This window comes from Methylophilus rhizosphaerae (assembly GCF_900100975.1).
Classification (GTDB): Bacteria; Pseudomonadota; Gammaproteobacteria; order Burkholderiales; family Methylophilaceae; genus Methylophilus; species Methylophilus rhizosphaerae.
In genome coordinates this window covers 144202-169931 of sequence record NZ_FNFX01000005.1, presented here as the reverse complement: position 1 = coordinate 169931, position 25730 = coordinate 144202, and the positions used below count along the sequence as shown (strand labels likewise).

At 52.4% G+C, this 25730-nt stretch carries 25 protein-coding genes; 11 read left to right on the top strand and 14 right to left on the bottom strand.

Annotated elements, in window-relative coordinates:
- Nucleotides 1-245: 245 nt before the first annotated feature.
- A complete protein-coding gene (locus BLP53_RS12620) occupies nucleotides 246-1025 on the top strand; it encodes a ParA family protein (protein ID WP_091472677.1) in 780 nt (259 codons plus the stop codon).
- A gap of 13 nt (nucleotides 1026-1038) precedes the next feature.
- Here BLP53_RS12620 and corA read toward each other — a convergent pair whose 3' ends face one another.
- A complete protein-coding gene (gene corA / locus BLP53_RS12615; protein ID WP_091472675.1) occupies nucleotides 1039-2127 on the bottom strand; it encodes a magnesium/cobalt transporter CorA in 1089 nt (362 codons plus the stop codon).
- A gap of 127 nt (nucleotides 2128-2254) precedes the next feature.
- Between corA and aroC the strand changes: the two genes are divergently transcribed.
- Both aroC and BLP53_RS12605 read left to right on the top strand, forming a co-directional pair.
- Nucleotides 2255-3346, top strand: coding sequence for a chorismate synthase (gene aroC, locus BLP53_RS12610; protein ID WP_091472672.1), 1092 nt, complete (start codon nucleotides 2255-2257; stop codon nucleotides 3344-3346).
- 76 nt (nucleotides 3347-3422) lie between these two features.
- Nucleotides 3423-4595, top strand: coding sequence for an MFS transporter (locus tag BLP53_RS12605; RefSeq protein ID WP_091472668.1), 1173 nt, complete (start codon nucleotides 3423-3425; stop codon nucleotides 4593-4595).
- Between the two features lie 52 nt (nucleotides 4596-4647).
- Here the strand turns inward: BLP53_RS12605 and folE2 are convergent, their stop codons facing one another.
- The 9 genes from folE2 to BLP53_RS12560 all read right to left on the bottom strand — a co-directional run bounded on the left by folE2 (nucleotide 4648) and on the right by BLP53_RS12560 (nucleotide 12166).
- Nucleotides 4648-5454, bottom strand: coding sequence for a GTP cyclohydrolase FolE2 (gene folE2, locus BLP53_RS12600; RefSeq protein ID WP_091472665.1), 807 nt, complete (start codon nucleotides 5452-5454; stop codon nucleotides 4648-4650).
- Nucleotides 5455-5503: 49 nt separating this feature from the next.
- Entirely contained in the window at nucleotides 5504-7351 is a 1848-nt protein-coding gene (gene dxs / locus BLP53_RS12595) for a 1-deoxy-D-xylulose-5-phosphate synthase (protein ID WP_091472662.1), read from the bottom strand.
- A 2-nt stretch (nucleotides 7352-7353) separates the two neighbouring features.
- Nucleotides 7354-8241 carry a polyprenyl synthetase family protein gene (locus BLP53_RS12590; RefSeq protein WP_091472659.1) on the bottom strand — a complete coding sequence of 296 codons (888 nt, stop codon included), beginning with the start codon at nucleotides 8239-8241 and terminating at the stop codon, nucleotides 7354-7356.
- 29 nt (nucleotides 8242-8270) lie between these two features.
- Nucleotides 8271-8513 carry an exodeoxyribonuclease VII small subunit gene (gene xseB, locus BLP53_RS12585; protein WP_091472656.1) on the bottom strand — a complete coding sequence of 81 codons (243 nt, stop codon included), beginning with the start codon at nucleotides 8511-8513 and terminating at the stop codon, nucleotides 8271-8273.
- Nucleotides 8514-8594: 81 nt separating this feature from the next.
- The gene (locus BLP53_RS12580) at nucleotides 8595-9248 is read right to left on the bottom strand and encodes an alpha/beta hydrolase (RefSeq protein ID WP_091472652.1); all 654 of its coding nucleotides are present in this window, start codon (nucleotides 9246-9248) and stop codon (nucleotides 8595-8597) included.
- Between the two features lie 103 nt (nucleotides 9249-9351).
- Nucleotides 9352-9714, bottom strand: coding sequence for a prepilin-type N-terminal cleavage/methylation domain-containing protein (locus tag BLP53_RS13890; RefSeq protein WP_091472650.1), 363 nt, complete (start codon nucleotides 9712-9714; stop codon nucleotides 9352-9354).
- A 54-nt stretch (nucleotides 9715-9768) separates the two neighbouring features.
- On the bottom strand, nucleotides 9769-10113 hold the full coding sequence (locus BLP53_RS13885; RefSeq protein ID WP_091472648.1) for a pilin: 345 nt from the start codon (nucleotides 10111-10113) through the stop codon (nucleotides 9769-9771).
- Nucleotides 10114-10552: 439 nt separating this feature from the next.
- Nucleotides 10553-11098 (bottom strand): SRPBCC family protein, encoded by a 546-nt coding sequence (locus tag BLP53_RS12565; RefSeq protein ID WP_091472645.1) that lies wholly within the window; start codon nucleotides 11096-11098, stop codon nucleotides 10553-10555.
- A gap of 153 nt (nucleotides 11099-11251) precedes the next feature.
- Nucleotides 11252-12166, bottom strand: a complete 915-nt coding sequence (locus BLP53_RS12560; protein ID WP_245652845.1) for a YVTN family beta-propeller repeat protein — start codon at nucleotides 12164-12166, stop codon at nucleotides 11252-11254.
- Between the two features lie 393 nt (nucleotides 12167-12559).
- Here BLP53_RS12560 and BLP53_RS12555 point away from each other — a divergent pair, with 393 nt between their 5' ends.
- Nucleotides 12560-13126 carry an RNA pyrophosphohydrolase gene (locus tag BLP53_RS12555; protein ID WP_091472640.1) on the top strand — a complete coding sequence of 189 codons (567 nt, stop codon included), beginning with the start codon at nucleotides 12560-12562 and terminating at the stop codon, nucleotides 13124-13126.
- Between the two features lie 11 nt (nucleotides 13127-13137).
- On the opposite strand, the gene msrA is transcribed toward BLP53_RS12555, so the two are convergent.
- Entirely contained in the window at nucleotides 13138-13647 is a 510-nt protein-coding gene (msrA, locus tag BLP53_RS12550; protein ID WP_091472638.1) for a peptide-methionine (S)-S-oxide reductase MsrA, read from the bottom strand.
- Nucleotides 13648-13806: 159 nt separating this feature from the next.
- Here msrA and gap point away from each other — a divergent pair, with 159 nt between their 5' ends.
- Both gap and BLP53_RS12540 read left to right on the top strand, forming a co-directional pair.
- A complete protein-coding gene (gap, locus tag BLP53_RS12545) occupies nucleotides 13807-14808 on the top strand; it encodes a type I glyceraldehyde-3-phosphate dehydrogenase (protein WP_091472635.1) in 1002 nt (333 codons plus the stop codon).
- Nucleotides 14809-14884: 76 nt separating this feature from the next.
- Nucleotides 14885-16078: a phosphoglycerate kinase gene (locus BLP53_RS12540; protein ID WP_091472631.1), complete on the top strand. Its 1194-nt coding sequence runs from the start codon at nucleotides 14885-14887 to the stop codon at nucleotides 16076-16078.
- Nucleotides 16079-16102: 24 nt separating this feature from the next.
- Here the strand turns inward: BLP53_RS12540 and BLP53_RS12535 are convergent, their stop codons facing one another.
- Nucleotides 16103-17152 carry a GGDEF domain-containing protein gene (locus BLP53_RS12535; RefSeq protein ID WP_245652862.1) on the bottom strand — a complete coding sequence of 350 codons (1050 nt, stop codon included), beginning with the start codon at nucleotides 17150-17152 and terminating at the stop codon, nucleotides 16103-16105.
- A gap of 214 nt (nucleotides 17153-17366) precedes the next feature.
- On the opposite strand from BLP53_RS12535, the gene BLP53_RS12530 reads away from it, so the two are divergent.
- The 3 genes from BLP53_RS12530 to ppa all read left to right on the top strand — a co-directional run bounded on the left by BLP53_RS12530 (nucleotide 17367) and on the right by ppa (nucleotide 19189).
- On the top strand, nucleotides 17367-18266 hold the full coding sequence (locus BLP53_RS12530) for a phosphoribosylaminoimidazolesuccinocarboxamide synthase (RefSeq protein ID WP_091473003.1): 900 nt from the start codon (nucleotides 17367-17369) through the stop codon (nucleotides 18264-18266).
- A 7-nt stretch (nucleotides 18267-18273) separates the two neighbouring features.
- On the top strand, nucleotides 18274-18570 hold the full coding sequence (locus tag BLP53_RS12525; RefSeq protein ID WP_091472628.1) for a YkvA family protein: 297 nt from the start codon (nucleotides 18274-18276) through the stop codon (nucleotides 18568-18570).
- Between the two features lie 70 nt (nucleotides 18571-18640).
- Nucleotides 18641-19189 (top strand): inorganic diphosphatase, encoded by a 549-nt coding sequence (gene ppa / locus BLP53_RS12520; RefSeq protein ID WP_091473000.1) that lies wholly within the window; start codon nucleotides 18641-18643, stop codon nucleotides 19187-19189.
- A gap of 75 nt (nucleotides 19190-19264) precedes the next feature.
- On the opposite strand, the gene BLP53_RS12515 is transcribed toward ppa, so the two are convergent.
- Nucleotides 19265-21295, bottom strand: coding sequence for a sodium-translocating pyrophosphatase (locus BLP53_RS12515; RefSeq protein WP_091472624.1), 2031 nt, complete (start codon nucleotides 21293-21295; stop codon nucleotides 19265-19267).
- 162 nt (nucleotides 21296-21457) lie between these two features.
- Nucleotides 21458-21904: a DciA family protein gene (locus BLP53_RS12510; RefSeq protein WP_091472620.1), complete on the bottom strand. Its 447-nt coding sequence runs from the start codon at nucleotides 21902-21904 to the stop codon at nucleotides 21458-21460.
- Between the two features lie 87 nt (nucleotides 21905-21991).
- Here BLP53_RS12510 and BLP53_RS12505 point away from each other — a divergent pair, with 87 nt between their 5' ends.
- Both BLP53_RS12505 and secA read left to right on the top strand, forming a co-directional pair.
- Nucleotides 21992-22894 (top strand): M23 family metallopeptidase, encoded by a 903-nt coding sequence (locus BLP53_RS12505; protein ID WP_091472617.1) that lies wholly within the window; start codon nucleotides 21992-21994, stop codon nucleotides 22892-22894.
- A gap of 105 nt (nucleotides 22895-22999) precedes the next feature.
- Nucleotides 23000-25729 carry a preprotein translocase subunit SecA gene (secA, locus tag BLP53_RS12500; protein WP_091472613.1) on the top strand — a complete coding sequence of 910 codons (2730 nt, stop codon included), beginning with the start codon at nucleotides 23000-23002 and terminating at the stop codon, nucleotides 25727-25729.
- Nucleotide 25730 lies beyond the last annotated feature (1 nt).

Below are 25730 nucleotides of genomic sequence, written 5' to 3'. Positions count from 1 at the left end.
TGGCAACATCTTTGAACGAAACACACAATGTTTTGTTTGATGGCTAGGTTGATTTTTCAACGACTAGCATTGATTTCCTCCTGATCCAAACCCCCTTTTAACCCGCCTTAGCGGGTTTCTTTTTGCCTACTGGTTTCTCGCGCTCGCAGCTGCCGGGGTAGTTTCCGGCCACAACATCGTTTATGATGGTGACCATGCCATTGGCTCAATCCGGTGTGCACAGCGAATCCTGAACGTATTGACTCATGTTGAAAATAGCCATTTTTAATCAGAAGGCGGGCGTAGGCTCGACCACGACGGCGCTAAACCTGGCGGCCGCCTGGCAGCGCAAGCGCCAGCCTGTGGCGTTAATCGATATGGATCCGCAAGCCCAACTGACCGAAATCTACAAGCATGTCGGTCTGGAGATGCAGCAACATTTGTTCAAGTTTTACCAGGCAGGAATCCCTCTGGTCGACCTGGTGCAGCCCTTGCGTAATGGCTTGCAACTCATTCCCGCCACTAAAGAGCTCATGAAAGTGGATACCGAGTTTGGCCGTGGACCCGCGACCCTGAAGCGGCTGGGCGACGGGCTGGCGCAATGGGGCCTGGTACAGCCTGACAATACCGTATTCATGGATTGTATTCCCGGTATAGGCGTCATCTCACTGAGCGCCATGTTCGCCAGCGACCTGGTGCTGGTGCCGGTGTCGGCAGATTATTTATCTATTCATTCGGCTGCTAAAGTGGGCAAAGCCCTCAATGCGCTCGAACCGGTGCTGAAACGCAGGATTGCACGGCGTTATTTGCTGACGCGTGCTGACAAACGCAAGGAAATGACGAGCGAGGTAGAGCAGGAGATGCGCCGCCTGTTCGGCCATGAGGTATTGCTGACCAAGATATCGGAACAGGCTGCCTTTACCGAAAGTGCGCGCATAGGGCAGCATATCTTTGAATATGATGCCGCCAGCCAGGGCGCCCGTGACTATATGACGCTGTATTTTGAGCTACTGGATGTGATTAAACAGTTACCGGCAACCGCGTAACAGAATTTGTCGGTCAGTGGCGGCTACTCAGCCATTGCCTGCGCCAGAACATCAGCAGCATGATAAGGGCAATGCCCAGCATGATCAGCACTGCCCACCAGAAGCCGTATGGATCATGAGTCCACGGCATTTCACTGAAATTCATGCCGAATATCCCGGCAATCAGCGTGGCTGGCATAAACAGCATGGCCACCACCGTCAGTGCACGTACTTCCAGGTTCACGCGCTGGCTCAGGCTGGTCATATAGATATCCAGTAAACCACTCAGCATATCGCGGATAGCTTCCAGCGATTCCGTGAAATGCACGGTATGGTCGTACAGGTCGCGTAAATAGGGCAATGTTTGCGGGCTGAAAAAACCGTGCTCGTTACGAATCAGGCTGTTCAACACTTCGCGCAATGGCCATACTGCGCGGCGTAACTGGATGCTCACATGTTTGAGCCGGTGAATATTCTGCAAATCTTCCGGGCTGGGTCGGTCCAGTAAATGCGTTTCCAGCTGTTCTGCATCATCATTGATCGCTTCCAGCACCTGGAAATAACGTTCCATCAAACTGTCCAGCAAGGCATAACACAGGTAGTCAGCACCACTTTGGCGGATGAGCGCCTGACCTTGACGCAGGCGCTCACGCACTGGTTCGAAACTACCGGATGGCCGCTCCTGGAATGTAAGTAACCACTCACGTCCTAATGCCATGCTGATTTGTTCGGAGCTGACGCTCATGTTGTCAGCATCATAGTAAAACAGGCGTGTTTCCAGGAACAGGTAATCGGGATAGCTGTCCAGTTTCGGGCGTTGTTCGGTATTTAAAATATCGTCCAGCACCAGCGGGTGCAGCTTGAAACGCTTGGCCACTGCCTGCAATAACGGGATATCCAGCACGCCGTGTACGTTAATCCAGGCGGTATGTCCCGGGGGTGCCTGCCAATGGGCAATATCCTGCATGGTCAGCTGTTTTGACTCCAGGTGATCTGCGTTGTAACAGATTTTATGGATGCAGGCAGGCGTGGCTTCGGCCGGGAGTTCGGTCTCGACTGCCAATACCGGATTGGCGCTTACCAGCAAGCGATGTTTGCGATGGGGGTGTTTGCGTTTGGCCATAATCGTCCGTGTAAATACAGCAGCATTTGCTTAAGGGTAATCAAGCTGCGGGCGGAAAGCAACCCGCGGGCAGGCGGTAAGCCAGTCTATGATAAAATAAGGCCAACTGTTCAAAGAAAGCAATCGCATGTCTGGCAATACTCTGGGTACCCTGTTTACCTTGACTTCATTTGGCGAATCCCATGGTCCGGCCATTGGCGGCATTGTCGATGGCTGCCCACCCGGATTGGCGTTGTCTGCCGAGGATTTGCAGCTTGACCTGGACCGCCGTAAACCAGGCACTTCCCGCCATGTGACCCAGCGTAATGAAGCTGACCAGGTGGAAATCCTGTCCGGCGTATTTGAAGGTAAGACCACAGGTGCGCCGATTGGGTTGCTGATCCGCAACACTGACCAGCGTTCACAGGATTACAGCAAAATCATGAATACCTTCCGGCCCGGGCATGCCGATTACACCTATACACAGAAATACGGCATTCGTGATTATCGTGGTGGTGGCCGCTCCAGTGCGCGTGAAACTGCCGTACGTGTAGCCGCTGGGGCCATTGCCAAGAAATGGCTTAAGGAAAAATATGGCATCCAGATTCGTGGCTACCTGAGCCAGATTGGCGAGATCAGGATTCCATTCGTCAGCTGGGATGCACTGTCACAGGAAGGCAATGCCTTCTTCTCACCAAACAGCGAAATATTGCCGCAACTGGAAGCCTTTATGGACCAGGTACGCAGCGAACGGGATTCTGTGGGAGCACGAATTACTGTCGTTGCTGAGAAAGTGCCTGTCGGCCTGGGTGAGCCGATTTTTGATCGGCTGGATGCCGATATTGCGCATGCCATGATGGGCATCAATGCCGTAAAAGGCGTAGAAATCGGTGCCGGTTTTGATTCGATTGCCCAGCGTGGCAGCGAACATTGCGACGAATTGACGCCAGAAGGCTTTGCCACCAATCATGCCGGTGGCATTCTGGGTGGTATCTCCAGCGGACAGGAAATCGTGGTCAATGTGGCATTCAAGCCAACCTCCAGCATCCCGCAGGAGCGCCGCTCGATTAACCAGGCCGGCGAGCCGGTCATGATGCAAACCACGGGCCGTCATGATCCGTGTGTCGGCATACGGGCAACGCCGATTGTCGAAGCCATGCTGGCGCTGGTGCTGATGGATCATGCCTTGCGCCACCGTGCACAGAATGCGGATGTGCACAGCAGTGTGCCGCGCATTTAATTATCATCATGGCTCGTAAAATACGGGCCATTTTTTTGAGTGTAGCCACTTGTTAATCACCTCCGGTTGAATTCTTATGAGTCATGTGTTGCATTTCAACCTGTCCCGTTTTTATTTCATCTATTACTTTTTTGTCGGTGCTTTTGTCCCTTACTGGGGCCTGTACCTGAGTGCTGAATCCTTTTCGCCGGCGGATATCGGCATCCTGATGTCCCTGTTCCAGCTGAGCCGGATTATTGCACCTAACCTGTGGGGCTGGCTGGCAGACCATACCCGGCAGCGCGTACGCTGGATACGCATGACCGCCTTGCTCGGCTTGCTGGGGTTCGTCGCCATTTTCTGGGCGCATGACTTTGCCAGCATGTTTATTGTCATGGCCGCGCTGAGCCTGTTTACCAGCTCCACCTTGCCACTGTCTGAGTCACTGGTGCTGGCACATCTGGCAACCACCAACGGTCATTACAGCAAAATCCGCCTGTGGGGCTCATGGGGCTTTATCGTGGCATCGGTGCTGCTGGGCTACCTGACTGACTGGTTTGGTATCCGCAGCCTGCTCTGGTTTATCCTGGCAGTACAGTGTGCCTTGCTTTGGCTCACCTGGAAACTACCGGAAGCGCAGGTGCCGCCACATGCGCATGACCATTTCTCGGTGTGGCAGATATTGAAGCAACCCGCAGTCCTGTCGCTATTATTCGGTTGTGCCATGATGGTGACCGCGCATGGCCTGATGTATAACTTTTATTCGATCTACCTGACGGAACATGGCTATAGCAAAGACATGATAGGCTGGTTGTGGGGGCTGGGTGTGCTGTGTGAAATCGGTATTTTTATCAAAATGCCGTGGATCATGCGCCGTTTCAAACTCAAAACCATCCTGCTCGCCAGCTTACTGATCGGCGTGCTGCGGTTTTCCTTGATGGGCCTGGTGCCAGAACATTTGGGGTTATTATTGCTGGCACAAACCATGCATGCGTTTACGTTTGGCAGCTTCCATGCGGCAGCAGTCGAAGTGGTCAGCCAGTATTTCAAAGGGCGCCACCAGGCCAAAGGGCAGGCCATTTATAACAGTGTCGCCTACGGTATTGGCGGAGCGCTCGGTGGATTGTTAGGCGGGTTTGCCCTGCAATATCTGGGTGGGCAACTGACATTTACCCTGGCGGCATTATTTCCGTTGGCGGGTGCCCTCATTGTGGCGCTTGGCCTGCAGCTGTCTCAGCCTTATGCACGCAATGGCATGTTCAGCCATTAGTGACTATGAATGTAAAAAAGCCCGCATTGCGGGCTTTTTTTGTACGGGAGAGTTAGCTGATTCGTTTATCTCGTTCAATTAAGGCATACGCGCTATGATTGTGGATGCTCTCAAAGTTTTCAGATTCAACGACATATTTCACAATGCGTTTCTCATTATTTAGCTGAGCAGCCACATCACGTACCATGTCTTCCACAAACTTCGGATTGTCATAGGCACGTTCGGTGACAAACTTCTCGTCTGGGCGCTTGAGCAAACCATACAACTGGCAGGAGGCCTGGTCTTCAATCAGCGTAATCAAGTCTTCCAGCCACATGAATTCATTCAGCAAAGCCGTCACCGTGACATGTGAGCGCTGGTTGTGCGCGCCGTAATCTGAAATCTTTTTACTGCATGGGCACAGGCTGGTGACCGGCACCATCACTTGTACAGTAATCTCGAACTGGCCGTTCTTAATCTCACCGATAAAGGTGACTTCGTAATCCAGCAGGCTTTTCACGCCGGAGACGGGTGCGGCCTTGTTGATAAAGTAAGGAAAGTGCATTTCGATATAGCCGGATTCTGCTTCCAGGCGCTCTACCATCTGGCGCAGAATGGTTTCGAATGAGTCTATCGAAATAGCGTTTTCATTCATGTTGAGAATTTCAACAAAGCGTGACATATGCGTGCCCTTGAAGTTGTGCGGCAAATGCACAAACATGTCGAACACCGCTACGGTATGCTGCTCGCCGCCGGTTTTGTCTTTCACAATGACTGGGTGACGGATAGACTTGATGCCGACTTTATTGATATCCAGTTGGCGCACGTCAGGGGTATTTTGTACGTCTTCAATCACTGCAGGAATAACGGGTTGATTCATCAGAGTTCCATGGCGGGATTGCCCGCCCGTTGATTAATAGTTGAGTTTACTACTCGGAAATTAATTTCTCAATAGCTGTGCAAATACCGGTTTTGTCCAAGCCGCATGCGGCCAGCATGGCTTCATGGCTGCCGTGTTCAATAAAATGGTCCGGCAAACCGAGGCACAACACAGACTTCACCACATGATGTGCTTGCAGGCATTCCATCACGGCGGCACCTGCCCCGCCCATAAGTGCGTTTTCTTCTATAGTCACTATATGGTCATGGCTGCGGGCAATTTCAAGTATCGTGGTTTCATCCAGTGGCTTGATAAAGCGCATATTCACCACCGTGGCATCCAGCGACGCGGCGGCATCCAGGGCCGGTTGCAACATACTACCAAATGCCAGTATCGCGACTTTTTTCCCCTGGCGGACCAGTTGTGCCTTGCCAATCTCAATGCGTTCCAGCGTCTTGGAAATTGGTGCGCCTATGCCACTGCCGCGCGGGTAGCGCACTGCTGCCGTGCCTGTATGCAGGTAGCCAGTGGTCAGCATCTGGCGGCATTCATTTTCATCGCTGGGCGCCATGATGACGATGTTGGGAATGCAGCGCAAAAAGCTCAGGTCAAAACTGCCGGCATGGGTAGGGCCGTCTGCGCCAACCAGTCCGGCCCGGTCAATCGCCAGCAGCACATCCAGATCCTGCAGGGCGATGTCATGGATCAGTTGGTCATACGCGCGTTGCAAGAAGGTGGAGTAAATCGCTACTACCGGTTTCAGGCCGTCACAGGCCATGCCGGCCGCAAATGTCAGTGCGTGCTGCTCGGCAATACCTACATCAAAATAACGCTGTGGATATGCTTCGGCAAAACGGTTCAGGCCGGAGCCATCGCACATGGCAGGGGTGATGCCTACCAGCCTGCTATCTGTGGCGGCCATATCCACCAGCCAGTCGCCGAAAATCTGCGTATAGGTCGGGCGCTGTTCATTTTGCGCCAGGCTGTGTCCGTTTTGCGGGTCAAATTTGCTGACCCCGTGATATTTGTTCGGGTTGTCTTCCGCCGGGCTGTAACCTTTACCTTTTTGCGTCACCACATGCAGGAATTGCGGTCCCTGCAACTGGCGAATATTGCTCAAGGTATCGACCAGCGTATCCATATCATGGCCGTCAATCGGGCCGATGTAGTTAAAGCCGAACTCTTCAAACAAGGTGCCTGGTGTCATCATGCCTTTGGCATGCTCCTCGGCACGACGTGCAAACTCCTTGACCGGGGGAATAATATCCAGCACTTTTTTACCACTGCGACGCACGCTATCGTACAGCTTGCCGGACATCAGGCGGGCCAGGTAATTGTTGAGCGCACCGACATTGTTGGAAATGCTCATATCGTTGTCATTGAGGATGACCAGCAGGTTGGTGTCCATATCACCGGCATTATTCAGCGCTTCAAATGCCATGCCCGCCGTCATGGCGCCATCACCGATAATGGCCACGCTGCGACGGTCCAAGCCTTGCGCTTTGGCTGCAACGGCCATGCCTAATGCAGCGGAAATCGACGTGCTGGAGTGACCGGTGCCAAAGGTGTCGTATTCACTTTCGTCGCGCTTTGGAAAGCCGGCAATGCCGCCCGCTTTACGCAAGGTGGCCATGCCTTCGCGGCGCCCGGTCAGGATTTTGTGCGGATAAGTCTGGTGGCCGACATCCCACACCAGTCTGTCATCCGGTGTGTTGTAGACATAATGCAGCGCAATGGTCAGCTCGATCACGCCCAGGTTGGAGGCCAGATGGCCGCCGGTTTGCGACACGCTGTGAATCAGGAAGGCGCGTAACTCCGTTGCCAGTGCCTTGAGCTGAGAGCGGTCCAGCTTGCGCAGGTCTGTGGGCGATTGAATGCGAGACAGCAGTGAAGTCATGATTAGAATTGGCGCTCACAAATAAATCGGGCAATACCGCGCAGTGCGTCGGCTTCGGTGCCGAAACCGGCCAGCAACTGCAAAGACTGCTGGTACAGCGACTGCACCAAGGTGTTGGCCTCCTCAATACCGAGCAGGCTGACATAGGTTGATTTTTCCTGCAAGGCATCTTTGCCTGCGGTTTTGCCCAGTGTTTGCGTGTCTGCCGTGGCATCCAGGATGTCATCCACCACCTGGAATGCCAGCCCCATATTACGGCTGTATTGATCCAGCAAGTTGACCAATGATGTCTCTGTTTTATCCGCCGAATAAGCACCCAGCAATGTCGCAGCGCGAATCAATGCGCCGGTTTTGTACTGGTGCATGGTTTCCAGCGCAGAGCGGGTCAGTGTTTTGCCGGTGCTTTGCAAGTCTATGCTCTGGCCGCCGCACATGCCGCGTGAACCGGTGGCGTGTGCCAGCAACTGCACCTGTTTTAATGCCTGTGGTACCTGTGTTTCAGCCAGGCAAGTAAATGCCAGTGATTGCAGCGCATCGCCCACCAGCAATGCGGTCGCATCGTCATATTGCTTGTGGCAACTGGGTTTGCCGCGGCGCAAATCATCGTCATCCATGCACGGCATATCATCGTGCACCAGGGAGAAGGCATGGATCAGTTCCACGGCTGCTGCACCTGCATCGGCGCTGTCGGCAGTCGTGCCTGCCAGCTCTGCTGCGGCATAGCACAGCAATGCACGTACGCGTTTGCCGCCGCCCAGTACCGCATAACGCATGGCAGCGTGCAACCGCTCCGGCAAAGTCTCTTCGCCGGGCAACGCGCGCGCCAATACCTGCTCAGCGCGTACCTGGTGTGTGCTGGCCCAGTGTTCAAATGCGAATGAATGCGTCATGAGTAAGGTAAAAGCGGCCCGGCGGAGGATTAATCTGGTTCAAACGGGCTCAGTTGCTGCTGGTTTAGGATCATGACCGTTTGTTCGGCCTGTTGCAGTGAGGCCTGGCAGGCCTGTAATAACTGCGTGCCTTCGGCATAGGCTGTGAGCGCCGCCTCTAAAGGCAAATTACCGGATTCCATGTTGCGGACGATGGTTTCCAGTGCCGCGATGCGCTGGGCAAAGGTCTGGGAGTCACTGCTGGCCGGGGAGGCTTTTTTGGAATCACTCATGAGAATTAACCTGTTAAAACGCCTGACATTTTAACAAAACTCCCTTTGCTTGCGGGATTATTCTCAATGCGGTCACCCAGTTCAGGCGGGTAACACTGTCAGCAGAAAGTTGCGGATATCGCTGATTTCCTCATCGCATACGCTGTGTGGCATGTCGTATTCATGCCAGGTCAGTGGATAGCCAGCCGTCTCCAGCACGTCGCGGGATGACTGGGCAGTTGATAAGGCAATCACCTGGTCGAACCGGCCATGTGCCATCCAGATCGGCAGATGTTTATTGGCTACCTGCTGATCACTTTGCAGCTGGTTTTTCAGCGGCAGATAAGTCGATAGCGCCAGCACGCCAGCCAGTGGTTTCTCAAACCGGGTAGCGGTATGCAAGGCCATTGCGCCACCTTGCGAAAACCCGGCCAGTAAAATGCGCTGTGACGGAATACCGCGCACAATCTCGTTTTCTATCATGGCATTGAGGATGGACTGCATGCTGCGTATGCCGGTTTCGTCCTGCGGGCTGTCGGGTTGCAACCCAACAATGTCATACCATGCGCGCATTTCGTAACCATTGTTTAAGGTCACGGGCCGGTAGGGCGCATGCGGCAGGATAAATTTGATATGTTGCAGATCCAGCAGATGCACGATAGGGGCAAAATCATGACCATCGGCGCCTAGCCCATGCAGCCAGAAAATGGTGGCAGTTTCGTGACCTTGCTGATTGATTGTGAGGTGTTCTAGCATGCTGTCGGGCTTTATAAAAGCGAAACAGGCAGTATAACAGCCATGCGAGTGTTCATTGGGAGCCAGTCAGACTGGGCGTTGATATTGAACACAATGCTGGACGTTATGGGGTCGGCGTAGTTTTGCTGCAGATGACTTCTGCAAGCAAATCACAGCCAATGGTCGCATTACCGGGTGTTTTGGCCGTGGCGGTGAAGCTGGCGACAGTGGTCACAGCGTTGCCGCCATTGATTTCTTTGCAGGCTGATGCAATCGGGCTGGAAATGGCGTTGACAGGTTTGTTAAGTTGAATATCTGTGTAAGCTCTTCTCGCATAAGCTGTGGCTTCAGCCAGGCAGGCATTGTCAGCAGATTCTTGTATGTAATTCTGATATGTTGGAATGGCGACGGAAGCCAGAATGCCAATAATGGCGATGACAATCATCAACTCAATTAAATTGAATCCAGAATGTCGGTTTGATTTCATGCTTAATTTTAGATGCTAAAAAGCCCTGCAAATGCAGGGCTCGTAAGGGAATTATTAAGGTGTTGTTGCTTTAGTACAAGTGCTACCTTGACTGAGGTCGCAGGACCATGTTGCGTCACCTGGTTTTTTGGATTTTGCTGTGATTATATCTGTTGCAGCTGCCGGCGTAGTGATGCTCTCACATGCAGTAGCTACTGGCGCTGTAATGGTAGTATTTCTTGCAAAATCAATGGTTACTTTATCTGTATAAGATTTTGCTTCAGTTTGGCAAGCGCTTTCAGCAGCTTCTTTGGTGTAATCCTGATATGCCGGAATCGCAACAGAAGCCAAGATACCGATAATGGCAACCACGATCATCAATTCAATCAGGGTAAAACCTTGTTGTACGTGTTTTTTCATTATATTTCCTTTAGTCAAAGTTTAAAGTGAATACTAATTTTTGATTCACTGCTTTTCCAACAGTGTTGCATGACCGTAAGCAATAGCTGTGCCATTTTCATTTATTGGTTATAACTGGTTGAAAATAAAGAATTAAGGTATTTTTATAGCTTAGTTACAGGCTTTGAAACCGGAAATTTGTGTCAGGGAATGTTGAGGGGTAGATGACGCAAAGTGACAGCCTTTGTCCACCGTCACCGAGGCGGGGTGATGTTTTTGGTCAGATTGCCATCTGAAAGCAAAAAGGGATTGCGTGGTACACAATCCCTTTGTTTGTGACAGTGTGAGGCTTTTGGCCTGTACTGTGTTTGCAAAACTAACTTGTTACAACGTAAGACTTACCAGAACTTCCACCAGGGTTTACTGTTGCCTTGCGCAGTTTTTCCAGAACCCTGGCTAATTACTTTCCCGATTCGGCAGCCTTTTTCAAGCTGTCCAGGCCTTGGCCGAAGAAGTCATCCAGCGCTTTGGTTGCTGCATCATCATTCTGCTCAGGTTTTGGAATGTTGGAAGAGTCGGCGCGGGTGTAGCTGCCTTTGACGGTGACTTCAGTCTCATTGCCTTTGGCCGTCACGGTAATCATAGGGTAGAAGTTGGAGAATTGCAGTGTGCTTTTTTCCAGCACATATTCATATTTCAGGCGCATGCCTGCGTCATCGACTGAGCGCAGTTTTTCGTACATGGTGCCGCCGTTTTTCAGTTTCACGGTACGGTAGGTGGCCTCATCACCGTTTTCGTCTTTTTTCTGCTCTGTCTTGGTCGATTCAACGCCGGCATGCCAGGCTTGCTCGTTACCAAAATCTTTGACCAATGCCCAGACTTTTGCTGCTGGTGCTTTGATGGTCACGCTTTTTTCGAAGCGCAGCGCAGCCGCACCGTGTGCAGCAGCAGTCAGCGGAACCAGTGGTAATAAAGAAACGGCAATCACGCCCAGAATTTTTTTCATTTCATATCTCCTGAAATTTACAGATTAAAGCTAAAAAGTAAGATGTCTTTTGAGTTTTAAAATAACCCGTGACTTTACCTAAAAAAACGGCACTTTGCGACTAATTCATAAGCAATCCTGTGAAAAAACTGAAAAACGGGAGGAAGCGCACATTTATTTTGCTTCCAGAATAAATTGCCCAAACGAGCGGCACAGCTTGGGGCTGTCCAGCGTGTGGGTGACCGTATTGGTGTGCGGATCTATGATGGAGACCGTATCTGAGCCCCAGTTGGCGACGATGATCTGGTGACTGGCTTTGTCGTATTCAATGCCTTCAGGGGAATCGCCGACTGTAATGGTTTTGACGGTGTTGCCGCTGGCAATGTCAATCACCGAAACGCTTTCTGCATGATTGTTGCTGACATAGGCCCAGCGGCCGTCAGGACTGATGGCAACGCCATAAGGGTGCTTGCCGGTTTTGATGGTGCTGGCCTGGTAAGAATCCACATCAAGCAGAGTCAGGGTATTACTGACCACATTGACGACAAACAGCGTACGGCCATCCGGGCTTAAGGTCAGCGCAAAAGGGTGCAGGCCGACTTTGACCTGGGCGATGGTCTGCAGCGTACGCGTATCCACCACGGTGATATCGTTGCTGTCGCGGTTGGCAATAAACAGTTTTTTGTTATCGGCGCTGACTACCATACCGGAAGGTGTCTGGCCGGCCTTGAACGCTTGCTGTTTTTGCGGCTGGGCAGTGTCAACGGCGATGACTTGCGCACCGCCCCAGTCTGCGACATACAGTGTTTTTTCGTCACGGCTGAGCGCAATGCCGACGGCCTGGATGTTGACCGGAATCTCCCGGATAACTTGCTGGGTGCGGCTGTTAATAACTGATACTGTCTGGCTGTTGGCATTACTGATATAGACGCGCTGCTGTTTGCGCGCAATGGCCACACCTACCGGTGCTTTGCCCACGTTAATGGTGTGCGTGATTTTTTGCTGGGCTATATCCAGCACGGAAACGGTATCACTGCCCTGGTTGGTGATATAGGCGAGGTCGCCGGCAGTGGCAGTGAAACTGCACAAGATGAGAATAAAGGAGGTAAAGCTGGATATTTTCAAAATCGTCAGGGTACTGGATCTGGTTATAAAGCGGCAAATACTGGATACATGGTCATATAAAACGCGATGATATGAATTAGGTTGACAGCAAATGTTTCCGATGCGGCATTGTAAGTATGTATGTACCAGCATTCAGTTTAAATAAAAAGCTGATTGTACCGTGGCAGGCTTATTAAAAGCTTACAGTGTATGAGGCCCTTTGCCACGACCGGAGTTTTTTGGGGGCGGCATGTATGTCTTCATGCGCGCTTGGGGAGAAGGGATGTGGGGGTGCTTTTGCCCTCAGGCTTGATGGTTGTCCTTTCATTAAAGGGCAAAGTATGAAAAAATTGCAGCAAATATTTTAGGCAGTTTTGTATGTTAGATCGTGATGGATACCGTCCTAATGTGGGGATTATTTTATGTAATACCCACAACCAGGTGTTCTGGGGCAAGCGTATCAGAGAGCATGCGTGGCAGTTTCCGCAAGGCGGCATCAAGTATGGTGAAACGCCTGAGCAGGCCATGTACCGTGAACTGATGGAAGAAGTGGGACTCAAGCCGGAACACGTCAAGATACTGGGCCGTACGCGGGACTGGTTGCGTTATGATGTGCCTACCAGTTGGATCAAGCGCGAATGGCGCGGCAGTTATAAAGGCCAGAAGCAAATCTGGTTTTTGTTACGCTTGACCGGACGTGATTCTGATGTGTCATTGCGTGCCAGTGAGCATCCGGAGTTTGATGCCTGGCGCTGGAGTGAATACTGGGTGCCGCTGGAAGATGTGATTGAATTCAAGCGTGAAGTCTATCAACTGGCGTTGAATGAGCTGGCGACTTTCCTGCGTCATTCGGGCCGGCGTTACGGCGGCAAGCCCCGTAAACCGAATGCTGACCCGGCATCGCCAGTGGACACATCATTGGATACCCCGGCGGATACCGAATAAGTCTGTTTGCGTTAAACCATTTCCAGCCGGTCGCGCGGCAATATCCATTTAGGCCGGATACGGTGACAAGTATAGCCGTTCGGGTAACGCAGCAAATAATCCTGGTGCTCCGCTTCCGCCACCCAGAAGTTACTGGCAGGTGTCACTTCGGTCACCACTTTCCCTGGCCAGATATCGGAAGCATTCATTTCGCTGATCAGGTGCGTGGCAATTTCTTTCTGGATGGGGTCCAGGTAGAAAATGGCTGAACGGTAAGATGGCCCCAGGTCGTTACCTTGGCGGTCTGGTGTGGTCGGGTCGTGAATCTGGAAGAAAAATACCAGCAATTGCCGCAGGCTGATGCGGGTGGGGTCAAACACGACTTCAATGGCTTCGGCATGGTTGCCGTGATCTCGATACGTGGCATTCGCCACATCGCCCCCCGTGTAGCCGACACGGGTACTGATCACGCCTGGCAAGCGGCGGAATAAATCCTGCATGCCCCAGAAACAGCCACCCGCAAGAATAATTTTTTCTGACATATCCAACTTTCTTAATAAATGCCTGCCCAACCTGAAAGCAAGCTCATGTGACTTTGTTGAGTTATCGCGTATCAAGTCAAGTACTTGCAATCTGTCCAGTATATGTGGTTTAGGTTAAAATGCTGGGTTTTAGTTCTATCGTATTGTCTGGGGGAAAATATGGCAGTCAGGTTAGGGATTAACGGGTTTGGGCGGATTGGCCGCATGGTATTGCGTGCCGCTGTCCAGGAAGCCGAGTTCAGTGATATTGAAGTCGTCGCCATCAATAGCTCATATGACATCGAATATATGATGTATATGCTGAAATATGACTCCGTGCATGGCCGTTTCCGCGGCACCGTGGAAGCCGATAACGGTGAGCTGGTGGTGAATGGCAAACGTATCCGCCTGACCGCCGAGCGTGACCCCAATAATATCGACTGGACCAAAGGCGGCGCTGACGTGATTGTTGAGTCCACTGGCGCATTCCTGACCCAGGAAACCTGCCAGCCCCACCTGGGCCGTGGCGCTAAAAAAGTGGTGCAATCTGCGCCAGGTAAAGATGACACGCCGATGTTTGTCTATGGCGTGAACCACCAGGAGTATGCCGGCCAGGCCATTATTTCTGCTGCTTCCTGTACCACCAACGGCCTGGCGCCTTTAGTCAAGGTATTGCATGACAGCTTTGGCGTGAAACGCGGCCTAATGACAACTATCCATGCAGCGACTGCTTCGCAACTGACCGTGGATGGCACTTCTAAAAAAGACTGGCGCGGTGGCCGTAGCGTGTTCGAAAACATTATTCCTTCCAGTACCGGTGCAGCCAAGGCAGTTGGTAAAGTGATTCCGGCCCTGAACAAAAAGCTGACCGGCATGTCCATGCGTGTACCTTCTGCCGATGTTTCCGTGGTGGACCTGACCGTTGAACTCAGTAGTGAAACGACTTACGAGGCGATTTGTGATGCCATGAAACAGGCATCGACGGGTGCATTGAAAGGCGTGCTGGATTACACCTCTGAAAAAGTGGTTTCCACCGATTTCCGCAGCAGCCCGGCCGCCAGTGTGTTTGATGCCGATGCCGGTATTATGCTGGACCCAACCTTTGTCAAAGTCATCGGCTGGTACGACAACGAATATGGCTATACCTGCAACCTGTTGCGCCTGGTGCAGCATATTGCGTAATGATCAACGGGGCAGAATGCCCCGTTTTTGTATTCAATCCTGATTTTTGAGCGGTGTGGGCCGCCGGAGTACGTGTATGAAATTCATCAAAATGACTGATCTCGACTTGCGTGGCAAACGTGTCTTTATCCGCGCCGACTTGAATGTCCCGGTCAAAGACGGGGTTGTGACCAGTGATGCCCGTATTGTGGCCAGCATGCCAACGATTGAATTCGCATTGAAAGCCGGCGCGAAAGTCATGGTAACTTCGCACCTGGGACGCCCTGAAGAGGGCGTGTATTCTGAAGAAAACTCCCTCAAGCCGGTGGCGGATGTGATGAGCAAACTGCTTGGCCAACCGGTGCGCCTGGTGAAAAACTGGCTGGCACCGAATGCCCCGGCAGATAGCCTGGGCACGGAAGATGGCCAGCTGATCCTGCTGGAAAACTGCCGCTTCAATATCGGTGAAAAGAAAAATAACGACGAACTTGCCCGGAAATATGCGGCCTTGTGTGATGTGTTTGTGATGGATGCATTTGGCACCGCGCACAGGGCTGAGGCCTCTACGCATGGCATTGCCAAGTTTGCGCCAGTAGCGTGTGCCGGGATTTTGCTCACCCGGGAACTGGATGCGTTGAGCAAAGCTCTGCTGGCACCGGCCCACCCCCTGGTTGCTATTGTGGGTGGCTCCAAAGTCTCAACCAAACTGACGGTGCTGGAAAGCCTGTCTGACAAGGTGGATCAACTGGTGGTGGGCGGGGGCATTGCCAATACCTTCCTGAAAGCCTCTGGCCATGAAGTGGGTAAATCCCTGTGTGAGGATGACCTGGTCGATACGGCCAAATGCCTGATGCAGAAGATGTCGGATCGTGGTGCCTGTGTACCGATCGCCAAAGATGTGGTGACGGGAAAGCAGTTTGATGCCAATGAACCGGCGGTCAAAAAGTCTGCCGATGAGGTGGCTGCCGATGATATGATTTTTGATATTGGGGCGCAGTCTGCCGCCGAACTGGTGAACATCATCATGAAGGCGGGTACCGTGGTCTGGAACGGTCCGGTCGGCGTATTCGAATTTGACCAGTTTGGTGAAGGCACGAAAGCGATTGCCAAGGCGATTGCTGAAACCAAAGCGTTTACCCTGGCCGGCGGCGGCGATACTATTGCCGCGATCCAGAAATATGATATTTACGACAAGGTTTCGTATATCTCGACGGCGGGTGGCGCGTTCCTGGAATTCCTGGAAGGTAAAACCTTGCCGGCAGTCGCCATGCTGGAAGCGCGCGCCAGCTAGACCAACCGGCGCTCGCCTGCTGCGTTACGCTGTCAGCGGGACCGTCAGCCGGTGATGCTTGTCGTACACTTCCACCCGGTTCCTGCCCTGTTTTTTGGCGACATACAATGCTTTGTCTGCCTGTTCAATCAATAAGTGCTCATCTTCGCTGAAGTTTAGTGATTGATTGCGCGCATGCTGTTCTTTGGTGGTATGCGATTGCTGTGTGCTCAGTGACGCAATGCCGATGCTGACCGTCATCAGGCGATGGCCGGCAAACCGTATATCCAGCTCCATCACTTTCTGGCGGATGCGCTCGGCAATCTTAATCGCCTCCTGTTGAGTGGTTTGGCCCAGGATCAGCACAAACTCTTCCCCGCCGTAGCGTGCAGCCAGGTCGCCTGGGCGGTTGGTGTAGTGCTTGAGTATCCCCGCCAGTTTTTTCAGGCACTCATCTCCGGCCGCATGCCCCATGTTGTCATTCAGTTGCTTGAAGTGATCCGCATCTATCATCATTACACTCAGGCTGGATTGGTGACGGATGGCGCGTGACCATTCATCACGCATGATTTGCTCCAGTTGCCGGCGATTGGCGAGGCCGGTCAGCGGGTCGGTGAGCGTAAGCGCAGAGATCCTGTCTTCCACCTGTTTATGATGCGTAATATTGGTCAGTGAGAGCAGGAATAACTGACTGTCGGCCAGATTGGTGCTCATCGGCTGCACATGTAAGGTGAGCCAGGTGGGTTGCTTGGTCGGGGTGTGGCACAGGTAATCAATACTGAACTGGCCTGCTTTGCCATTCAGTACTTTCTGGATGCCATGGAGTAGCTGGGGCTGATTGGTATCTTCATTGGCGCGGCAAATGTCTAGATAGGCAATGCCAAACCAGTCGGTATCCAGTTCCAGGCCATAGAATAAACCAAATGTACGCCAGGCCTGGTTCACATACACAATATTGCTGGCCTGGTCGATCACGGCGACTTGCAATGGCAAGGTGTCCAAAATACCACTCAGTAATTGTTCTGCGATGTCCACAAAATATCCGGTAGATAGTTCCAGATTCACAACAGGGACAGCTTGCCAGCTTAAGCCCATGCTAGTCAAGTGCTGCCCGCCTGTCTAAATCCCCTGCCTATGAGGTGGTGTTAAAAAGTGGTTTTTTTGTGGGTATTTATGCAGCAATTCGGTGATTTTGGTGGTTTTTAAACAGGCCAGCCATCCGCTGGTGGCGGTGCCCGGCGGAACAAATTGTTCGCCTGTAAGCAGGCAGGCCATTTATAATAATGTTTTTACTTTTTCGGTAGATATTATGCGTGCGCCTTTGCTGGAAACTTCGATTAAAAGCCTGAAAAAACTGCATCAGGGCAAGGTGCGTGATATTTACGATATTGATGCGCACACCATGTTGCTGGTGAGCACTGACCGCCTGAGTGCATTTGATGTGATCCTGCCGACCGGTATTCAGCATAAAGGCGCCATGCTGACGCAAATGGCCAATTTCTGGTTCGAGCAGTTGAAAGACGTGGTGCCCAACCATTTGACCGGCATTGCGCCGGAATCCGTGGTCGCACCCGATGAGGTAGAACAGGTGAAAGGTCGCGCGGTGGTGGTGAAGAAACTCAGGGCCTTGCCGCTGGAGGCGATTGTGCGTGGTTACCTGGTGGGCAGCGGCTGGAAAGAATACCAGGCCAAAGGCACCGTATGTGATATTCCCTTGCCTGCCGGCTTGCAGCTTGCGCAACAATTGCCTGCGCCATTATTCACGCCATCCAGCAAAGCGGCGGTGGGCGAGCATGACGAAAATATCAGTATTGCCCAGGTAGAAGCCCTGATTGGTAAAGACCTGACGGCACAAGTGGAAAAAGCAGCCATTGCGCTTTACACCAAAGCCGCAGCATATGCACTCAGCAAAGGCATTATTATTGCCGATACCAAGTTTGAATTTGGCGTGGATGAACAAGGCGTGTTACACGTGATGGATGAGGTGCTGACACCAGACTCCTCGCGTTTCTGGCCGGCGGATCAATACCGGGTAGGCACGAATCCACCCAGTTATGACAAGCAATATGTGCGTGACTGGCTGGAAAGCTGCGGCTGGAATAAAACCCCCCCGGGGCCTGCATTGCCGGTAGATGTGGCGCAGCGCACTTCTGACAAGTACATGGAAGCGTTTGCCAGGCTGACCGGGCGTACCTTGCAGGTCGAATAAGCGTTTCATGCGCTTCCGCGAGCAACTTGCCACGCTTGCCAGCCGCCTCAGGCAAGAGCTGGCATTTTACCGCGCCCTGCATGCGCATCCGCAAACGCCCCCATTGGCCAAAGCTTTGCTATGGCTGGCACTGGGATACCTAGTGATGCCTTTTGACCTGATTCCCGACTTTATCCCGGTGATCGGGCAACTGGACGAACTGGTGATTGTGCCGTTATTGCTGCACCTGGCAATGAAAGTGACCCCGCTGGCTGTACAGCAGGCTTGCCGGTCGCAGGTGTCGCCTGCGGCAAGCCAAAAATAATGCGTTTTGTAAACAAAGGTTTATGTTATTCGCCTATAATGGCGAATTTTTGTGGGATGGGTTTGAAAAGATGTCTTTGAATTTGGTGCCTAGCGGCAAAGATTTGCCTCACGACTTTAACGTCATTATCGAAATTCCGGCCAATGGTGATCCGGTCAAGTATGAAGTGGACAAGGAAAGCGGTGCACTGTTTGTAGACCGCTTTATGGGCACCTCCATGCAGTATCCCTGTAACTACGGGTATATTCCACACACGCTGGGTGATGATGGAGACCCGGTGGATGTGCTGGTGATTACGCCAGTGCCATTGCTGCCGGGCGTGGTGGTGCGTTGCCGTGCACTGGGCATGCTGAACATGACAGATGAGGCCGGTGGTGACGCCAAAGTGCTGGCCGTGCCGATTGAAAAGGTCTGCGGCCTGTATGCCTACCAGAAATCATTGAGCGATGTGTCTCCCTGGCGCCTGGATATGATTGCGCACTTCTTCGAGCACTACAAAGACCTGGACAAAGGTAAATGGGTGAAAATCGATGGTTGGGTGGGTATTGAAGATGCGCACAAGGAAATTACTGATGGCGTTGTACGTTACAATGAAGCAGAAGTGAAACCAGCGTTCTGATCCTGGACAGATATGAATAAAAAAGTCGGCTTCAAGCCGACTTTTTTATTGCTGGTGTTTTTATTATGTGCCGGGTTAATGCAGCAATGGCACAATCAGCAAGGCCACAATATTAATGATCTTGATCAGCGGATTCACCGCTGGCCCTGCAGTATCCTTGTATGGATCACCCACCGTATCACCCGTCACGGCAGCTTTATGCGCCTCCGAGCCTTTGCCACCATGATGGCCATCTTCAATGTATTTTTTGGCGTTATCCCACGCGCCGCCGCCGGTACACATGGAGATGGCGACAAACAGACCGGTGACAATGGTGCCCATCAGCAATCCGCCCAGCGCGACCGGGCCTAAGAACAAGCCAACCAGGATAGGTGCGGCGACGGGTAGCAGGGAAGGCAGCATCATTTCCTTGATGGCCGCTGTGGTCAGCATATCGACAGCCTTGCCGTATTCAGGCTTCGCTGAGCCCTCCATAATCCCTTTGATCTCGCGAAACTGGCGGCGCACTTCCTCTACCACGCTGCTGGCAGCGCGACCCACCGCTTCCATGGCCATGGCGGCAAACAGGAAGGGAATCAGGCCACCAATAAATAAGCCAATAATGACGCGGGGGTCGCTTAAATCAAAACTGGCAGAAATACCTGCACCTTCCAGTTTGTGGGTGTAATCGGCAAACAGCACCAGAGAGGCTAGTCCGGCAGAGCCAATGGCATAGCCTTTGGTCACGGCTTTGGTCGTGTTGCCGACTGCATCCAGTGGATCAGTCACATCCCGTACGCTGCTTGGCAGCTCCGCCATTTCGGCAATACCTCCCGCATTATCGGTAATCGGGCCGTAAGCATCCAGTGCGACCACAATACCGGCCATGCTCAACATGGCCATGGCTGCAATAGCGACCCCGTATAAACCAGCGAGATGGAAAGACACGAAAATGGCAATGCAGACTGAAATCACAGGCAATGCAGTTGACTTCATGGAGACGCCTATGCCGGCAATAATGTTGGTGGCATGCCCGGTGGTGGAGGCTTGTGCCACATGCTTGACCGGTGCGTAATCCGTACCAGTATAGTATTCCGTGATCCATACCAGTGCGGCGGTTAATACCAGCCCTACGGCACAGGCACCAAACAACGCCTGTCTGGAAACGGCCACTTCACCGTGCGTATACCCTTGCGGGAATACATATTGCGTGACGAAGTAGAACGCGATCAGCGATAGCACACCGGCGACGGCCAGCCCCTTGTAAAGCGCAGGCATCACGTTTTTCATGCCAGGCGAGGCTTTGACAAAAAAGCAGCCGATAATGGAAGCCACAATCGACACCGCACCAAGCAGCAGCGGGTAAATCACGCCACTGGTGCCTGCTTCTGCGGCCATCAGGCCACCCAATACCATGGTGGCAATCAGCGTGACGGCATAGGTTTCAAACAAGTCTGCCGCCATGCCGGCACAGTCGCCGACATTGTCCCCCACGTTATCTGCGATCACGGCGGGATTACGCGGGTCATCTTCAGGAATACCGGCTTCCACTTTGCCGACCAGGTCAGCACCGACGTCAGCGCCTTTGGTGAAAATACCGCCACCCAAACGCGCGAAAATGGAAATCAGCGATGAGCCAAATGCCAGGCCGATGAGCGGGTTCAGGTCAGTCGCCTGTTCCGCACCAAGATAGACATAGAAACCTGTCACACCCAGTAACCCCAGGCCCACCACCAGCATGCCGGTAATGGCACCGCCTTTGAATGCCACATCCAGCGCTGCGCCTATGCCGTTGGTGGCGGCTTGTGCGGTACGCACATTGGCCTTGACCGACACATTCATGCCGATAAAGCCACAGGCGCCGGAAAGCACTGCGCCGATTACAAAGCCGGTGGCGGTGGGGACGCCGAGGAAAAAACCGATCAGCACTGCCAGGATGATGCCGACTAGCGCGATGGTTTTATACTGCCTGGCCAGATAGGCAGCCGCGCCTTGTTGAATAGCCCCGGCAATTTCTTGCATCCGGGTGTTGCCTGCAGGTAAACCAGAAATCCACTGACTCATTACTATGCCATATAGTACTGCCAATACTGCGGCACCGATGGCTAACATTAATGCAACTGACATGACTTCTCCTGTTCCTGATGAAACGACGTTGAAGGTGATGACTGCTTGCAGACCTGTATCATTAATTGTAAATGAAGTGTTACAGGTTGCTGCATTATTGCACTATTAAAGTGCAGCTACAAGCGGGGTCCGGACAGATTGAGCGTGGGGGAATGTGGCACCTTAGCGGCGGCGCTGATGGGCAATAAAATGCCGTAAAGCGGCTTCAAGGGCGGGGTTGTTGATTTGGCCGGCACAGGACTCCAATGTGTTCAAAGCCTGATTTGAAGGGGATTTGATACGTTTATGCCTGCTTTGGTGGCGAGATTTTACTTGCACTTTCACCTTGATTGCGCTAAGGTTTAACCCCTTGATTTGCTGGGATTTTTGACAAAAATCCTGAATTTTTCGTAGCAGTCCGGCTTCCAGTAGCCGGATTTTGCTGGCAACGGCGCCCGAATAAGCACCGATGGTGAGTATGCCATGCTCGGCTGCCAGCACCTGGGAAAGCGTAGAAAATTCCGGGGCAACCGCAGACCATAATTGCTGCAACTGCTGGCGATCACTGGCCTCTTGCAACAGGGGTTGAAGGTCGTGATGGCGGGTGAAAATCTGTTTGATTTTTAACATGCATGGTTGTCCGCAGAATGCTTGAATATTGTACTACACCGCAGGCTTCAGCACGTATGAAGGTCGGTGCAAACGAGAGTTCCTGGCATGATTAATATCATTATTGTTTCAGAAAAAATGACCAAACCAAAGACGCTGGGCCTCTTTGAAAGTTTGGGGGTGGTCCTGGCACTGATCCTGGTGCCTATGGTGTTGATTTTATTGTTTATCACGCCACAGCAGGAGATTAAGAGCCAGGGGGTGAAGGCGATTTTACCGCCACACCTGCGCGGGGCCATGTTATCTACCCAGAGCCATCTTGACGCCTACGCCAAACAAATTGGCGAATTGCAGGCGCGCATTTTGCGCCTGGATGCACAGAACCAGCGCCTGTCCAAACTGGCCGGCCTGAAAGCCACGGCTGAACCTGTCGATGAGCGCGCGTCTGTCAATGAGGTCATGGGGCAGGGCGGTCCGCTAGTGAAAGAAGCACCGTTAACGGAAGAGGACCTGAAAGCCACGATTGAGCAGATGTCGGCGGATCTTGATTTTCGTGATGAATATCAAGGCAAGATTGAAGCCAAATTGCTGCTGAAAAGCGTGTTGAAAGATATGCTGCCCAACAGTAGCCCGATCAATGTCCTTTATAATTCTTCCAGTTATGGCTGGCGGATTGACCCGCTCAATGGGCATAGGGCGTTTCACGAGGGGCTGGATTTTCCGGCTGGCGTGGGAACGCCAGTGTATGCGGCTGCAGATGGCATAGTCACGACTTCCGTGCAAACGCCGGACTATGGGAATTTGCTGAAAATCGATCATGGATCTGGCCTGGAGACACGTTACGCGCATAATTCACAGTTACTGGTGAAAGCGGGAGAGCGTGTGGTAAAAGGGCAGAAAATCGCGCTGGTAGGCAGTACCGGTCGTTCTACAGGGCCTCATCTGCATTATGAAATCCGCCTGAATGGCAATCCGCTGGATCCGCGTGAGTATCTCAGAAACCATTCCTGACAAATTCCGGTACTGGCGTGCAATAATCGAGACAACTTCCCTTTATATCTTATACAATCCCAGTTTATTTCTTTTAACCCCGCCTGGCGGGAATCGGTGTGACTCATGTTAGCCTCGTTGTTTAAAAAAGTATTTGGTAGCCGTAATGAGCGGCTGGTCAAACAATATCAGCAAATCGTCAAACAAATTAATGCGCTGGAACCTGAGATAGAGACGCTTACGGACGAGCAGCTGAAAGCAAAAACCGAAGAGTTCAAGCAACGCTACGCCAAGGGTGAAACACTGGAAAAACTGTTACCGGAAGCGTTTGCCGTTGTACGTGAAGGTAGTAAACGTGCGCTGGGTATGCGCCATTTTGACGTGCAACTGATCGGTGGCATGGTGCTCAATGCCGGCAAAATTGCCGAAATGCGTACGGGTGAAGGTAAAACCCTGGTGGCGACCCTGCCTACCTACCTGAATGCCTTGACTGGCAAAGGCGTGCATGTGGTGACCGTCAACGATTACCTGGCCAAACGTGACGCCGAATGGATGGGAAAACTCTACAACTTCCTTGGTTTGAGCGTGGGTATCAACCTGTCGCAAATGCCACACGATGCCAAACAGCAGGCGTATGCGTCAGACATCACTTACGGTACCAATAACGAATTCGGTTTTGACTACCTGCGTGACAACATGGTGTTCAGCAAGGAAGAGCGCGTGCAGCGCCCGTTGCACTATGCCCTGGTCGACGAAGTGGACTCCATCCTGATTGATGAAGCACGTACGCCACTGATTATTTCCGGCCAGGCCGAGCATAGTGTGGATTTGTATGGCGCCATCAATGAAGTGGCGAAACAACTGATGCGCCAGCAGCTTGAAGACGGTGAAGGCGACTTCTGGGTCGATGAAAAAGCGCAAAGCGTGACCATGAGCGAAGCCGGTCACGAGCATGCTGAGCAATTGCTGGAACAGAGTGGAATGTTACCAGCCGGTTCCAGCCTGTATGAGCCGGCCAACATTACGCTGGTACACCATTTGTACGCTTCCCTGCGCGCACAGAACCTGTATCACCGTGACCAGCATTATGTGGTGCGTAATGACGAAATCGTGATTGTGGACGAGTTTTCCGGCCGTATGATGCCAGGCCGTCGCTGGTCAGATGGCTTGCATCAGGCCGTGGAAGCCAAGGAAGGCGTTGCCATCCAGAAGGAAAACCAGACACTGGCCTCGATTACCTTCCAGAACTATTTCCGCATGTATGCCAAGCTGAGTGGCATGACCGGGACGGCGGATACCGAAGCTTACGAATTCAACCAGATTTACGGCCTGGAAACCGTGGTTATTCCTACACACAGGCCGATCAAGCGTATTGATGCCATGGACAAAGTCTATCGCACCGCGATGGAGAAATATAAAGCCGTGATTGAGGATATCAAGGCTTGCCAGGCAAAAGGCCAGCCAGTGCTGGTGGGTACGACTTCGATTGAAAACTCAGAACTGATTTCACAACTGCTGACCCAGGCCAAGCTGGAACACCAGGTATTGAATGCCAAACAGCATGAGCGTGAAGCGACCATTGTGGCAGAGGCAGGCCGTGTCGGCATGATTACCATTGCCACCAATATGGCCGGTCGCGGTACTGATATTGTGCTAGGCGGCAATTCCGAAGGTGAAATCCATGCCATCCAGAACGATGCCAATTTGAGCGATGCAGACAAGACGACCAAAATTGAGCAATTAAAAGCTGAATGGCAGCAGCGCCATGATGCGGTACTGGCAGCGGGTGGTTTGCATATTATCGGTACCGAGCGGCACGAGTCCCGCCGGGTGGATAACCAGTTGCGTGGCCGTTCTGGCCGCCAGGGTGACCCGGGTTCCAGCCGATTCTACTTGTCGCTGGAAGATCCACTGTTGCGTATTTTCTCTGGCGAGCGTGTGGCCGCCATTATGACGCGCCTCAATATGCCGGAAGGCGAGGCAATTGAGCATGCCATGGTGACGCGTGCGATTGAAAACGCACAGCGTAAAGTTGAAGGCCGTAACTTCGATATCCGCAAGCAGTTGCTGGAATACGACGATGTGTCCAATGACCAGCGTAAAGTGATTTACGAGCAACGCAACGAGTTGCTGGAGTCAATTGATGTTGGTCAGACCATAAGCGCCATGCGTGAAGATGTGGTGAACAGCCTGTTCAATACTCACGTCCCGCCTGGCAGTGTTGAAGAGCAGTGGGAAGTGCCTGCACTTGAACAAGCGCTGCGGGACGAGACGGGCCTGAGCCTGCCGGTAGGTGAATGGCTGGAAAGCAATCCGGATTTGCACGAAGAAACCTTGCGTGAGCGCATTGTTGAAGCCGCGAACGAGAACTATGCTGCCAAGGAGGCATTGGCAGGTAATGATAATATGCGCAATTTTGAACGTGCGGTGATGTTGCAAAGCCTGGATAACCACTGGCGTGAACATCTGTCAGCACTGGATCACCTGCGCCAGGGCATACATTTGCGTTCCTATGCCCAGAAAAACCCGAAACAGGAATACAAGCGTGAAGCGTTTGAACTGTTTGAGTCACTACTGAATACCGTGAAAAGCGAAGTGACCAAAATCACCATGCAGGTACAGGTGCGTTCACGCGAAGAGCTGGAAGCAGAGGAACGTCGAGCCGAAGAAGCCATGCGCGCCGCAGAAGCCGGCAATGTGCAGTACCAGCATAATGATTACAACCCTGCTGCGGATAATGCTGGCGGTGCACAATCATCATTAAATTTGCCGGAAGGCGTGCGGGTCGGTCGTAACGAGCCGTGTCCGTGCGGTTCCGGCAAGCGCTACAAAAACTGTCATGGTGCGTTGAGTTAGT